Here is a 14072-nt window from a genome sequence, read left to right on the forward strand (position 1 = left end):
CCCCACCTTACTCCATTTAGCTCCACTTGCAGCCAACATCTCTCCCTGGAGTTGAGAGTTTCCCCACTTCTGGAGCACCAACCGGCGCGGGTACGATGATGGGCGGCCTGACTTCCATCTACCGAGGGGATCCCGGTTCGCATGACAGCTCAACGCGTCTTGACCCCACAACTCGACGTGCCGCAGGTACAGCAACTGGCTTCGTCCATGCGGCAAGCGATTTCGAGCATCATCGAGGGCAAGACCGAACAGATCGATCTGGCAATCCTGGTGCTCTTCGCCGGTGGCCACCTGCTCATCGAAGATGTGCCGGGCGTCGGCAAGACGATGCTGGCCAAGGCTCTGGGACGCGCGATCGACTGCCGGGTGCGACGCATCCAATTCACTCCCGATCTGCTGCCCTCCGACATCACCGGCGTCTCGGTCTATAACCAGGAGACCCGCGAGTTCGAGTTCAAGCCCGGCGGCGTCTTCGCGAACATCGTGGTGGGCGACGAGATCAACCGCGCCTCGCCGAAGACGCAGTCGGCGCTGCTGGAGGCCATGGAGGAACGCCAGGTCAGCGTCGACGGCCGGACCCATCGGCTTGCTCCCCCGTTCATGGTGGTGTCCACCCAGAACCCGATCGAGATGGAGGGCACCTATCCTCTCCCCGAGGCCCAGCGCGACCGGTTCATGGCCCGCATCGAGATGGGCTACCCCACCCGCGGCGCCGAACTCGACATGCTGAATTCGCACGGCGGCGCCGACCCGCTGTCCGGCCTGCAACCGGTGACCGACGGGCCGAGCCTCACCCGGCTCGCCGAGGGTATCCGGCAGGTGCACGTCTCGCAGGCCGTCAAGGAGTACATCGTCGACATCGTCGACGCGACCCGCGAGAGCAGTGATCTGCGGCTGGGCGCCTCTCCTCGCGCCGGGCTGCAGTTGCTGCGTGCGGTGCGCGTCCGGGCCGCCATGGCCGGGCGTGACTATGTCATCCCCGACGACGTGCAGGCATTGCTGGCTCCGGTACTGGCGCATCGTGTGCTTTTGACGTCGGCGGCCCGGCTGGCCGGACGGTCCGGGGCCGACGCCGTGCTCGCAGCGGCCGCGACCGTGGCGTTGCCGCGGGGCAACTGACCGTGCGGGCCTGGCGCCGCCTCACCATTCGGGGACGCATCGCACTGTGTTTCGGCGTGCTCGCCGTCGCTGCCGGCATTGTCTTCGGCCAGCGCGATCTGTTCTGGCTGGGTGGATTCTGCTTCCTCGTCACGGTCGGCGCATTGTTGATGGTCTCCTGGCCGGTCAAGGGTCTGCGTCACGAGCGCAGACTTGCCGTGGCCAGTGTGCCGGTGGACACCGAGTTCCAGGTGTCGCTGAAACTCACCAGCTCGGGGTTCAGTATTCCCCGGCTCCTGCATTTTGAAGATGTGGTGCCGCCGTCGATGGGGATTCGTCCACGTTTCGCTTTGTCGGCCGGAGTTCCGGCCGCTGGATACCGGGTCGGGTACCGGCTGAGAGGAGTGCAGCGCGGACGTTACCGGATCGGCCCGCTGCTGGTGCGCAGCCTCGACCCGTTCGGTCTGGCCAGAAACGACATGGCGTTCGTCTCCACCACCGAGATCGCCGTCACCCCCCGCGTCTTCGAACTGGCCGGGTTGGACGCGGGCAGCTCGGGCACCTCGGCGGAGGCGCGCAGCACCAGGGCCGGGCTGGTCGGCCAGGATGATGTGCTGGTGCGCGAATACCGGCGCGGCGACGATGTGCGCCGGGTGCATTGGCGTTCCACGGCCAGAGCCGGCGAGTTGATGGTCCGCCGGGAGGAGCAGTCGTGGCAATCGAGCGTCCGGCTGCTGGTCGACAACAGGCGCGCTGCACATGCCGGCATCGGCCGGGACAGTTCGTTCGAGTGGGCGGTCTCGGCCGCCGCGTCGGTCGGATTGGCGATGCTTTCGTCCGGGTCGATTCTTGAACTGGCGGACGCCGACGGTCTGACGATGGGCCCCGATTCCGACCGCAATGTCCGTTCTCAGCGGCTGATCTCCGAGCTGACCGACATCACCTTGACAAGCAGCGAATCCCTGGCGGCAGGACTGCTCGGCACCGGTGAGGCACGCTCGCCCGGTTCGGCCCTGCTGGCCGTGCTCGGCCGGCTCACTCAAGCGGACCTGGCGACGCTCATCGACGCCACTCCCCGTTCGGGTACGGCTCATGCGCTGCTGATCGACTCCCCCACCTTCGTTGGTGCCGCCGGGCGCGCGGCACAGGCTCAGATCGCTCATGAATTGGCCAAGCGCGGCTGGTCGGTGGCTTTGGTACGCGCCCCGGAGTCGGTGCCCGATGCCTGGATCAGGCTGGCCGAAGCGAGCGGAGGGAGATCATGATCGGCTCGGCCCGCAACTCGATCGCCGTCGTGCTCGCAGCCTTCCTCGGCGCCATTCCCCTCACTCAGCTGAGTTCGGACGCACGGTTGCTGCCCGCAGCGGCGATCGTGATCGTGCTGCTCGAGCTGGCCGCCTGGCTGACCAGACGACTCACCGCCCGGATCTGGCCGGGGACATTCGCCCAGGTGGTGGCCCAGCTCGCGATGATCTGGATCGGCTGTGCCGCCGCGGTAGGAGACGGGGCCCAGGACAATCCGTGGCAGGTCTTCGGGCTGGTGTGGAGCGGTGCCGGCGAGCACATCTATCAGCAGACCGTGCCGATGGACGCCAACGACCCGGTGCTGGTGGTGCTGCTCGCCGCCATTGGGCTGCTCACCATCGGAATCGATCTGGCGTTCATCGCAGCCGGCAGTGCCTTGCTGGCTGCCGTTCCGCTGCTCGGTGGCTATCTGGCCTCGATGATCGTTCTCGATCACGCGGCCGGCATCGTCTCGATCGTCGCGGTTTGCGTGGGCTGGCTGATCTTGTTGGCCTCCCGCACGATCGACCACGAAAAACGCTGGCCTCGCGGGCTGACGAGCAAAGACGCCGCCAAATTCAATCTGCGCGGCTTCACCGGCCTGGCCGCGACACTCGGCGCGATCTCGATCGGGGTTGCGGTGGTCGCCGGCATGGCGATCCCGCCCGACAACCCGACGTGGCGGCCCCGTGGTTCGTCAAGCGGTGGATCGTCGGTCGACCTGGTTGATCCGACCATCGAGCTCAACGAGAATCTGCATCGTCCCGACGAGCGTCCGCTGATCAGCTACACCACCTCGGCGCCAGGCGGAGTGCAGTTACGCAACACCGCCCTGACCGCGATGGACGCCAACGGCTGGCACCTGCAGCAGATGGATCTCGAGCCGGGCAATCCCGATGTGCCCGAGGTCACCGGAACCACTCCGCAGCCGATCTCGACCTCGATCGCGATCGGCGACTATGAATCCGATTATCTGCCGGTGCCCTATTTCCCCCGCGGTTGGGACGCCGAGGGCTCGTGGAACTACGATCCCTCGACCCTCACCGTGCTCAATGTCGATTCCGGACGCAGCGGACAGGCCCTGACCGGTCTGCCCTATGCCGCCGAGTCGGTCATGGTGCAACCCAGCGACGACGAGATCGCTGCCGCGTCGGCCGGGGCCGATCAAGGCATCGTCGTCCCCGATGATGTGCCGGCCGACATAGTCGACCTCGCCCATCAGCTCACCGACGATTCCCCCACCGCCGGAGCCAAGGCCCTGGCCCTGGAGAGTTGGCTGGCCGATCCGGCACAGTTCAGCTACGACCTGAATGCCCCCGAAGGTACCGGCTACGACGTCTTGCTGAATTTCTTGTTCACCGACCGGCGGGGTTATTGCATTCACTTCGCCTCATCGATGGCGGTGATGGCCGAGGTCATCGGCATTCCTGCCCGGGTCGCCGTCGGCTTCACCGCCGGCACCCAGCAGGACGACGGCTCGTGGTTGGTGACTTCGCACAATATGCATGCCTGGCCCGAGCTGTACTTCGAGGGACTCGGCTGGGTCAGCTTCGAACCCACGGTCTCGATCGGCAGCGGCGGGCAACCACCCGAGACCTCGCCCGAACCCACTCCACAGACTCCTTCCGAAGAGCCCACTGCGCCCGCCGAATCGCAGGAGCCCACGCAGTCTCCCGAACCGTCGGCGCCCGCGCCAGGGCCGGGGGAAAGTGGGCAGCCGATCGATCTGCGGATCCCGCTCGGTTTCCTCGCCGCCATCGTCATCGTGGCCGCGCCGGCCACCGCCCGGGCTCTGCAGCGCCGCCGCAGGCTGGGGGCCCAGGCGGCGCCCGATCGTGTACGCGGTGCCTGGCGCGAGCTGCACGCCACCGCCATCGATGTCGGGCTGACGTGGCCGAAGGCGACTCCGCGGCAGGCGGCTGCGTCCGGTTGGCCGGGGTTGAAGGCCGATGGACGCCGAGCCTTGCGCCACGTCGCCTTGCTGGTGGAGCGTCAACGTTTCGCTGCGGTGCCGCCCGCCGAGGCCGACGTCGCGGCCGACGTGGCGTTGATCACCACACAGTGGTATGCGCACGTTTCCAAGGGCAAGCGCCTGATGGCCCGGGTGCTGCCTCGCTCATTGTTCATGGGACGCCGCGAGCCCGATTAGTCTCGGGTTCTGCTGTGACGCGGTCAGCCGAGCAGCCAGCCACCCAGTCTCAGCACGCGCATCGTGCTGGCAACCGCTCGCTCCAGATTCGCCGGCCCCTGCCGCAGTGCGTCGTCGAGTGTTCCCGGGCCGGTGGTGATCGGAATGACGGCGTCGAAGGTCTGACCGACCAGATCGTCGACTCCGCGTCCGAGTGTGCCGGCAAAGGCAATGACCGGCACGTCATGGCGGGCTGCCACCTCGGCCACCCCCGCCGGGGTCTTGCCCGAGCGGGTCTGAAAATCCATGCCGCCTTCTCCGGTGAGCACCAGGTCGGCGTCTTCGACTGCCTCGTCAAGGTGGGCGGCTTCGGCCACGATCTCGGCGCCACGGCGCAACTCGGCACCGATCGCCAAGAACGCCGCCCCGAGCCCACCGGCGGCACCCGCGCCGGGCACGTCTCGCACATCCGGAGTGCCGGCGGCTACCAGGGCATTCGCAACTTTTTCCAAGACGCCATCGAGATAGCCCACGTCATCGGGCGTCGCGCCTTTCTGTGGTCCGAAGACGGCGGCGGAACCATCCGGCCCCAAAAGTGGGTTCGTGACATCGCAGGCCAACTCGATCGTCACCTGGCCGAGCCTGGGATCGAGCCCGCTGAGGTCCACTCGATCGAGATCGGCGAGCGCGGTGGGGTCGGGCGTCAGTTCGCTGCCATCGGCGGCGAGCCATCGGGCGCCCAGTCCGGCCAGCATTCCCGCACCGCAGTCGGTGGTGGCACTGCCGCCCAGGCCGATGATGAAGGTGGTGGCGCCCGCGTCGAGCGCGTCCACGATCACATCCGCGACGCCAGATGAGGTGCTACGAAGCACGTCTCGTTCGTCCGGTTTGATCTGGCCCAAGCCCACCGCCGTGGCGACCTCGATGATGGCCAACCCACCAGGATCCAGTCCGTAGACCGCCTGTATCGGTCGCCCGAGCGCGTCCACTGTCGAAACCTGCCGGAACTCGCCGCCGAGTACGGCGACCAAGGCGTCGGTGGTGCCTTCGCCGCCGTCGGCCATCGGGACCTCGACGCACTGTGCATCGGGGAAAACAGAACGCACGCCGCGGCTCATTGCTGCCGCAGCGTGCGCTGCGCTCATCGACTCCTTGAACGAATCCGGAGCCAATACAACTTTCATTCCGTTGCCTATCGTCTCCGCGTCATTGCGGACGCCTGGTGGTCAGAGCCCACCTTCTTGACGGCGACGCCAGCGATCCTCCATCTTGCCCATGAACGGTTCGGAACTCGATGGCGGCGTCGGCTTCGCCTTTTCTGCAGTACCGGTGGCCTTTCGCCATGCCCCCAGAGCCACCACGGTGGCCACCAGCATCGCGAGGAAGCCGAAGATACTGACGATCCAGTTGGTGCGCATGCCGACAACGAGCAACACCAAGCCAAGCACGAAAAGCACGCCCGCCAGGGTCGCCCTGCGTCCGTGTATCTGTCGAGGAGTGCTGGTCTTGCCGAGAGTCTGAGCTAACTTCGGGTCGTCCTCAGCCAAGGACGCTTCAAGTTGTTCAAGGAGCCGCTGCTCTTCTTCTGAAAGTGCCATTTCCTCCCCTCCTGCCTCGCCTCGGTGCGCACCCGGCGCGTTCACCGACTTCGTACCAACAAGTGTAGTTGCACCAAGGTGTTCTCACGAAAGCCGTACGGCAATCGTTGATCAAAATCATGACGATTCGGTAACGGCCATGAAGACCCAGGACGCGACAGTGCGCCGTGGAGCCTCGTCCAGGCGAAATCGGTTACCTGTATGGCGGCAGTGTTCGCTGAGAGGGCAATGCTCGCCTCACCCAACCCAAAGGTTCACACTCCCGTTCGAATAATGAACTGGAACACCCCGTCCCCGGCCACTTCACCTGGACCTCGCGCCTCGGCTACCAATACTTCGTCACGCCCGCAGGAACCACCCGTATTGCCGCACCTGACTCTGGTCTCTCCTGATTCAGCCGAGTTTCATCTCTGATCTTGTAGACAGAATGATCATCAAACGGCGGGTGATTCTTCTTGGCACGCCGCGTCACATTTTGAAGCAGCATCGGGACATCAAGTAGCGGAACAGTTGCTTCAACCGGTCAGCAAATATGGCGCCAACTAATCGGGGCTCGTTTGGGCGCTCACCAGATCGTCCATGGTCGTCGTGCGGTGTTTGATGATCGCGGCTGCGCTCGCCACCAGGCCGAGCAGTAGCCAGAGCAGCAACTGGAAGACCGCCACCGCGGTACCGCCCGACGACGTGATCAGCGAGCGCATGGCGTCCAGGGCCGGGCTCATCGGCGAGATCGCGCGCAAGGTGGCGAACAAACCAGGTATTGCGTCGGTCACCATGGGAGCCATCGCGATCACCACGAACGCCAGCGAGACGAATCGTCCGATTCTGCCGAACCAGGCCACCAGCGCGTGATTGACCGCCACGAAGGCGAGCCCAGCCACCAGGCTGATGCCGAGCAGCCCCGCCAGCTTGGCGAACGGCAACCCGAGCGCGGCCTGTCCGATCGCCGTCACCGCGACGGCTTGGACGCCCACCACGATCACCCCTGGCAGCAACGCCTCACCGACCAGGTAGGCCGATGGACGCGCCGAACTCAGCAGCCGCTTGCTCAGCACCTTCACCACCATGAAGGTGGCCATCGCCCCCGCCCACAGTGCGAGCACCAGCAACGCAGTCGCCCAGCCGGTGCCGAGTGTGGCGGTGCCGGTCAGGTTGCCGGTGGACACCGGAGAAGCCACGACGTCGGCGAGATTATCCCGGTCGGAATCGCTGTAGGAGGGAATCTGGTCCTTGCCCTGGGCGATGCCGTCCGCGAACTGGCTCATGCCGTCCGCATACTGTGACACGCCGTCCGAGAATTGTGAGCCACCGTCGGCAAGCTGGTTCACTCCATCGGTCAGCTGACCGGCACCGGACGACAGTTGCGTCATGCCGTCCGACAGCTGATTGGCGCCGTCGACCAGTTGCCCGGTACCGTCGTTCAGCTGATTGGCCCCGTCGGCGAGTTGATCGGCGCCGTCGCTCAACTGGTTGGCTCCCGAAGACAGCTGGTTCGCCGCATCGGTGGTCTGGTTCATGCCGTCGACCAGCGGCTGCATGCCGCCGGCGAACTGGGTGACGCCATCTGCCAGCTGGGAGGTGCCGCCCTTCAAGGCCTCACCGCCATCTCGCAGTTGGGTGGCCATCTCGAGAACATCGACGCCGCCCGAGGGCAGCTGGATCCCGGCCAGCTGATCGGGCAACTTCTCGAGATTGTCGATGATCGGTCCGAGATCTTCGTCCTGGCGGGCGTCGGCCATCGTCTGATCGGCTGTAGTGATGCCGGCCTGGACGGCGGCCCAATAGGCGTCGCAGTCCATTCCGTCGGCTGTTGTGGTGCCGAGTGGACAGTCCAGGAAGCCTTCCGAGCCGTTCTTTTCCTGTGCCAGTTGTTCGACTGTCCAGCCGCTCATCTGCTCAAGCTCGGCCATGTCGTCCTGAGCTTGACGCATATAGGCAACCGCCTGATCGAGGCCTTCCTGGTCGCCGGTGATCTGCTGGATGGTCTCGGCGAGTTCGGGATACTGGCTCAGCACATCGATCATCGGGTTGACCACTTGGTTCACACCGTCGACGTACTGCCCCACGCCGTCCGCGGACTGCTGGGCGCCCTGGGCCAGCTGCTGGGCTCCGGCGGGCAACGGCTGCACCTGTTGGGACAAGGTGTTCATGCCGGCCGCGTACTGGCCGACGCCTGACGCGTATTGATCCACCCCGACCGCATACTGGCTGACGCCGCCGGCGAGCTGGCTGACCCCGCCCGCGTATTGGCTGACGCCGGCCGCGTACTGCTGGGTGCCGCTCGCCGCCTGATTCACACCGGTGGCGAACTCGCTCACCCCCGACGCCGTCTGATTCAGGCCGTTCGACAGTTCGGACGCGCCATCGGACAGCTGGTCTGCACCATGCGACAGCTGCGAGGCGGCGTCCGCCAAGGTGACGAACTGCTCCCCCATCTGATTGAAGCCGACATAGATCTGATCGAGGTAGGCCGAGGTCAGGCTCTCATTGAGCACCTGGGCAGCTTCCTGTGCGACGACCTTGCCCAAGGTGGCATCCGCGATGCCCGCCACCGGTGAGGTTTGTACCTGGATGGTGGCCGAATAGGCGTCCTGCGCGTCGCCCGCGTACGACGTGGCGGCGGCCGAGAAGTCCTCGGGAATGACGACCATCGCCGCGTATTCGCCGGTCTTCAAACCGGCCTCGGCGCCGTCGAAGGTGGCCTGCTCCCACGCGAGATTCTGTTCACGGTCCGAGTCGACGAGGGCGGCGGTGAGCTGGCGTCCCATCGGCACCAACTGCCCTTGCAGCTCGACGGCGACGTCCTGATTCACGACGGCGGCGCGAACCTCGTCCATCCGGTCGTCGCTGTTCCAGGTGGCCCACAGCAGTCCGCCCGCCAACAGCACCGGAACCAGGATCAGCCCCAGCCAGGTCGTCCAGCGCAGCTTCTTGCCACTACCAGCATGATTGATCGTCATCGGGATACGCCTCCAACAGTTGTGGCGAGTTCAGAATCGAGCCGGAGCACGCGCGCGCCTCCGGGCAGGTAGGTTTCAGGATCGGCACCGGCGGGAATGCCCAGCACCCAGCTGGTCGGCTGCTCGCCGGCCGGCGGCGGTGCGTCCATCGCCTGGTTCAGCAGTTCGATCGCCTCCGGGGACAGCTCGCTCAGCGACGGGACGAATACGATGCCGCCGGCGGCCCGGCGCAATTCGGCAGCCACATCGCGGGTCGGGGCCAAGAGCAGCGGGGTGCGCGTCCGGACGAGCGAGCCTTCCTCTGGCAACACGTGACCCAGCACCTTGGCTTCGCCGGCAGTGAACTTCACGCGTCCGGACAGCCCGTACATCAGCGCGAACCGGGCCGGACGGTCGCCTTCCACCAGCAGCACCTCACCCGGCGCAAGGGTGACGTCCAAGTCACGGAACAGCACCGTGCCGTCGCTGATCGCCGACAGCTGCTCGGCATGGATCGCGGACGCATCGTCCGGCGCCGGCCAGGCCTCGAGTTTCGTCTGGTGCGCCAGCGCGTCGCCCTCGACATCGATCACCGGCAGCCTCTTGTCGAGCCAGGCCGGCAGCCACCACACCTTGGATCCACCCAGCTTCATCAGCGCGGGCCCGAGCGTCATCCGCACCAGGAAGGCATCAATGGCCACGCCCACCGCAAGGCTGAGCGCGATCGGTTTGATCGGGCCGATGCCGGTCGGCACGAAGAAGATGAAGACCGAGACCATGATCAGCGCCGCAGCGATCACCACCTTCGACGAGCCGGCGAAGCCGTCGGCTATCCAGTTGGCGTTGCCGCGCGCATGCTCCTCGCGCATCCGGGAGGTGAGGAAGACCTCGTAATCCATCGCGAGCCCGAACAGGATGCCCATCAAGATGATGGGCAGAAAACTGATGATCGGTCCTGGTTCGCTGAGGTTGATCAGCGACGCCCCGACGCCGTCATTGAAGACCAGGGTGACGATGCCGAACGCCGCGAGCACCGACAGCAGGTAGCCGAGAGCCGCCTTGATCGGCACCAAGACCGAACGGAAGGCCATCATCAACAGGATCAGCGACAGCCCGACGACGAAGATCCCGAAGGGCAGCAGGGCTGCGCCGAGTTTCTCCGAGACGTCGATCTGCACGGCAACCAATCCGGTGACCGAAGTGTCGACCCCGTATTCGTCGAGCCAGTGATCGTGCTGGGCACGCAACGCCTCGACCAGGTCGGCGGTGGCCGGATCGTCGGGTCCGGTGGTCGGGATGACCTGAATCATGCCGGTATCGGCGTTCGGGTTCGGGACGGCGGCGGCGACCATCTCGACACCGTCGATGTCCTCGATCTCCGCGCGCATGTCGTCGAGCAGCCCCATCGGGTCGGTCGACTCCACGATGGAGCCGGTGATCACCAGCGGACCATTGAAACCGATCCCGAACTCCTGGCTGACCAGGTCGAATGCCACCCTGTCGGGGGCTCCCGCCGATGAGCGCCCGGAGTTGGGCAGGGCCAGTTCGATATTGCGCGCCGGCAACGCCAGCGCGCCCAGCCCGACCACGACGACCAGCACCGTGACCAGCGGCCATTTCGTGACGATCTTCACCCACATCCGGGACGCGCGTCCCGGTCTGCGGTTCTCCAGGCGTTTTGCCTTACGTTCGCTTGGACGCAGACGATCGCCGAGCAGCCCGAGCAGGGCCGGCAGCAAGGTGAGCGCCAGGCACACCTCGATGCCGACGCCGACCGCGGTGAACATGCCCATCACCGACAAGAACGGCACCCCCGCGAAGTTCAGGCCGACCAGCGCGATGATCACCGTCAATCCGGCGAAGACCACGGCAGAACCGCTGGTCGCGACCGCTCTGGCTGCCGACTCCTGGGTATCCATGCCGTGGAAGAGCTGATCGCGGTGCCGGGAGATGATGAACAGCGAATAGTCGATGCCGACCGCCAGGCAGAGCATCACCACGAGGATCAGTGCGGTCGAGCTCACGGTGATGATGCCGGCCCCGACCATCACCAGGCAGACGGCGATGCCGACACCGGTGAGCGCCGAGATGATGGGCATGAAGGCGGCCACCAGCCCGAGCACGACGGTCAGCACGATCAGCGCGACGACGACACCGAGACCTTCGACGACGGAGATCTCCGGCATCTCCACGGCGAAGACGTCACCGCCGACCGCGGCGCTCGAGCCCGGCAACAGCTCGGTGATCTTCTGCCCCGCCTCGGTGAGCTCCGCGCGCTGTTCGTCAGTGAAGGTCGACTGGCTGCCCTCGACCTGGACGCGCACCAGAGCGTGCGACCCGTCGTTGGAGATCAGGCCTTTGACGTAGTCGCTGTACGGCAGCTGGGCGCCTTTGACGAAGTCGAGGTCACTCTCCAGGAAGTCGATGTATTCCTGCATGGCTTCGCGGGCCTGCTCATCGTCGATCCGGGTGCCCTCCGGCGCGCCGACCACGATCGTGGCGGATGCGTCCGCGGCTTCGGGAAAGGTGACGGAGAGTTCTTCGAGAGCGCGCTGCGAGTTCGAGCCCGGAATGGTGAAATTGTCGTCGTAGTCGCCGCCGACGGTCAGCGCCAGCACTCCGACGAGCGCAAGTATGGCCAGCCAGATACCCAGCACTCGCCGGCTATGCCGAAAACATGCCCGGCCGATGCGGTACAACAATGCTGACACGAAGGCTCTCCCGTCGACCAAACCGTCCGATACGGTAACGTATCCGATACAAGGATGCATCCGATACGGCACTGTATCCAACTTTGGAGGAATGATGACCGCAACGGTGAGCAGCAAACGCGCCCAGACCCAGGACAGGTTGATGGACGCCGCCACCGCTCTGTTCGCCGAGAAGGGTGTGCTCGCCGCCTCTGTGGAAGAAATCTGTGAACGTGCCGGGTTCACTCGCGGCGCCTTCTACTCCAATTTCGAATCCAAGGACGAGCTGATGCTGGCCGTGTTCAAGCGCCAGTCGGACGCGATCCTGAAAGCGGCGACCGACGCCATCGCCTCGGTTCCACCAACCCGCATCGAGCCCCGGACCGTCGACGAGGTCATCAGACAGGCCCTGCAGATTTTCCAGGCCGCACATTCCACCGACGATCAGTGGCTGCTTGCCTGCTCCGAGATCCGGCTGCATGCGTTACGCAATCCCGACGTGCGCGTCGCGATCAACCAGATCGACGACGACCTCGACGCGCTGATGGCCCAGGCCATCCAGTCCGTCATCGACCAGCACGGTCTCGTCCTGAAGATCGCCCCCGACCAGCTGATATCGCTGTTGGGCGCCTACCAGCAAGAGCTGGCATTCGATGCGCTGCGCGAGGGCAAACCGTCGTCGGCCGCCGACTCCGCCGAACCGCTGGCCACACTGGTGCGCGCCCTCATTGAGATCCCCCTGAGCATCGAGGCCGCCCACCGGTTGGCAACGCCGGCTGCGCGAAGGCGATGACTTTCGCGCGACCGTCGCATATCGGTCGCTATTCCAAGTGCCAAATTACTAGGTAACGAAGATAATTCCGCGCGGTAGACGGTCGCTGATCCGACACGCCGGAGCGCATTTTTTGTTGCCGGGAAACGCCCCTCAACTACCCTCTGAGCACGGGAAAGAGGCAAACTATAGACGTGCCTCCAGAGCTCATCATTTTATCGTTGGTGGTTATCACCGCCCTCGTTTTTGATTTCACCAACGGGTTTCATGACACCGCAAATGCCATGGCCACCTCGATCGCAACCGGCGCATTCAAGCCGAAGGCGGCCGTCACACTGTCGGCGATCCTCAACCTGGTCGGGGCGTTCTTGTCCGTCGAGGTCGCGCTGACCGTCACGAATTCCGTCGTCAACATTCAGGACGCCTCCGGCGCCCCTCGCCCCGAGCTGCTGCAAGAAGGCGGCCAGGCATTGCTGTTGATCGTGCTGGCCGGTCTGGTCGGGGCCATCGTCTGGAACCTGGTGACCTGGCTGTTCGGGCTGCCGTCCAGCTCGTCGCATGCGCTCTTCGGTGGCCTGATCGGCGCCACGATGGCGGGGCTGGGCACCGGCGGCGTCAATTGGATCGGCGATGGCACCAAGCCCGACGGGGTGATCGGCAAGGTCGTGCTTCCCGCGCTGATGTCGCCGTTCATCGCCATCATCATCGCCACCGTCGGCACCTGGCTGGTGCACCGCATCACCAAACACGTCTTGGCGAAGTACCGCAATACCGGATTCCGCTGGGGGCAGATCGGATCGGCATCGCTGGTGGCGCTGGCACACGGCACCAACGACGCACAGAAGACCATGGGGGTCATCACTCTCGCGCTGATCGCGTCCGGGCAGTGGACCGACCTGCAGGCGGTGCCGCTGTGGGTGAAGGTCGCCTGCGCGATGGCGATCACCTTGGGCACCTACACCGGCGGATGGCGAATCATCCGGACGATGGGCAAGGGCCTGACCGAGCTCACTCCTCCGCAGGGCATGGCCGCCGAGTTCTCCACCGCCTCGGTGATCCTGGTCTCCAGCCACATGGGTTTCGCACTGTCGACCACCCACGTCGCGACCGGATCGATCCTCGGCGCCGGCGTCGGAAAGAAGGGCGCAAAGGTCAATTGGCGGGTCGCCGGCAAGATGGTGGCGGCCTGGTGCATCACCTTGCCATGCTCCGGCGTGATGGGCGCCGTCATGTGGTTCATCGGGCATTCGATCGGCGGCGTGTTCGGCGCCCTGGTGATCACCGCGATCCTGGTCGTCTGCGCCGGTGCCATGTACCGGCACTCGCTGAACACCAAGATCGACCACAACAATGTCAACGCCGAATGGGCCGGCGGCGAGAACGGGGCCTCGATTCACCCCGCGCCTGCGTCCACGGACGCGGTGGAGCAGCCCGTGACCGCGGAATCCCTGAACCCAATCGAGGAGTCCATGAAGGCGCTCCCCCAAGCAGATGGGGGTGAGTTCGCAGATCAACCAGCGAACGATCCCAAAAGTGACCTAGAACTGGTGAAGGTGAACTGAG

9 protein-coding genes are annotated in these 14072 nt (G+C 65.4%); 5 read left to right on the plus strand and 4 right to left on the minus strand.

Annotated features, from left to right (window positions below):
- The first annotated feature begins 141 nt into the window (after nt 1-141).
- Genes QQ658_RS08955 through QQ658_RS08965 form a run of 3 tightly spaced genes read left to right on the plus strand, consistent with a single transcriptional unit; the run spans nt 142 to nt 4531 of the window.
- Complete coding sequence (locus QQ658_RS08955) at nt 142-1119, plus strand: AAA family ATPase (RefSeq protein ID WP_286024518.1); 978 nt, start codon at nt 142-144, stop codon at nt 1117-1119.
- Between the two features lie 2 nt (nt 1120-1121).
- Nucleotides 1122-2363, plus strand: a complete 1242-nt coding sequence (locus QQ658_RS08960) for a DUF58 domain-containing protein (RefSeq protein WP_286024519.1) — start codon at nt 1122-1124, stop codon at nt 2361-2363.
- A complete protein-coding gene (locus QQ658_RS08965; protein ID WP_286024520.1) occupies nt 2360-4531 on the plus strand; it encodes a transglutaminase TgpA family protein in 2172 nt (723 codons plus the stop codon). The genes QQ658_RS08960 and QQ658_RS08965 overlap by 4 nt, the downstream gene beginning before the upstream one ends.
- 23 nt (nt 4532-4554) lie before the next feature.
- Here QQ658_RS08965 and QQ658_RS08970 read toward each other — a convergent pair whose 3' ends face one another.
- From QQ658_RS08970 to QQ658_RS08985, 4 genes are all read right to left on the minus strand, one after another.
- Nucleotides 4555-5694, minus strand: coding sequence for a glycerate kinase (locus QQ658_RS08970; protein WP_286024521.1), 1140 nt, complete (start codon nt 5692-5694; stop codon nt 4555-4557).
- A gap of 42 nt (nt 5695-5736) precedes the next feature.
- On the minus strand, nt 5737-6108 hold the full coding sequence (locus tag QQ658_RS08975; RefSeq protein WP_286024522.1) for an SCO2097 family morphological protein: 372 nt from the start codon (nt 6106-6108) through the stop codon (nt 5737-5739).
- 542 nt (nt 6109-6650) lie between these two features.
- On the minus strand, nt 6651-9068 hold the full coding sequence (locus QQ658_RS08980; protein ID WP_286024523.1) for a YhgE/Pip domain-containing protein: 2418 nt from the start codon (nt 9066-9068) through the stop codon (nt 6651-6653).
- The gene (locus QQ658_RS08985; protein WP_286024524.1) at nt 9065-11758 is read right to left on the minus strand and encodes an MMPL family transporter; all 2694 of its coding nucleotides are present in this window, start codon (nt 11756-11758) and stop codon (nt 9065-9067) included. Before QQ658_RS08985 ends, QQ658_RS08980 begins: the two co-directional genes overlap by 4 nt.
- A 94-nt stretch (nt 11759-11852) precedes the next feature.
- Here QQ658_RS08985 and QQ658_RS08990 point away from each other — a divergent pair, with 94 nt between their 5' ends.
- Together QQ658_RS08990 and QQ658_RS08995 are read left to right on the plus strand one after the other, a co-directional pair.
- Nucleotides 11853-12530, plus strand: a complete 678-nt coding sequence (locus QQ658_RS08990) for a TetR/AcrR family transcriptional regulator (protein ID WP_286024525.1) — start codon at nt 11853-11855, stop codon at nt 12528-12530.
- Nucleotides 12531-12703: 173 nt separating this feature from the next.
- Entirely contained in the window at nt 12704-14071 is a 1368-nt protein-coding gene (locus QQ658_RS08995; protein ID WP_286024526.1) for an inorganic phosphate transporter, read from the plus strand.
- Nucleotide 14072 lies beyond the last annotated feature (1 nt).

It is taken from the genome of Propionimicrobium sp. PCR01-08-3 (assembly GCF_030286045.1).
Lineage (GTDB): Bacteria > Actinomycetota > Actinomycetes > Propionibacteriales > Propionibacteriaceae > Brooklawnia.

Coding starts and splice junctions, on each gene's coding strand:
- QQ658_RS08975 (WP_286024522.1), bottom strand. CDS start 6,108: ATGGCACTTTCAGAAGAAGAGCAGCGGCTCCTTGAACAACTTGAAGCG.
- QQ658_RS08980 (WP_286024523.1), bottom strand. CDS start 9,068: ATGACGATCAATCATGCTGGTAGTGGCAAGAAGCTGCGCTGGACGACC.
- QQ658_RS08965 (WP_286024520.1), top strand. CDS start 2,360: ATGATCGGCTCGGCCCGCAACTCGATCGCCGTCGTGCTCGCAGCCTTC.
- QQ658_RS08955 (WP_286024518.1), top strand. CDS start 142: ATGACAGCTCAACGCGTCTTGACCCCACAACTCGACGTGCCGCAGGTA.
- QQ658_RS08990 (WP_286024525.1), top strand. CDS start 11,853: ATGACCGCAACGGTGAGCAGCAAACGCGCCCAGACCCAGGACAGGTTG.
- QQ658_RS08970 (WP_286024521.1), bottom strand. CDS start 5,694: ATGAAAGTTGTATTGGCTCCGGATTCGTTCAAGGAGTCGATGAGCGCA.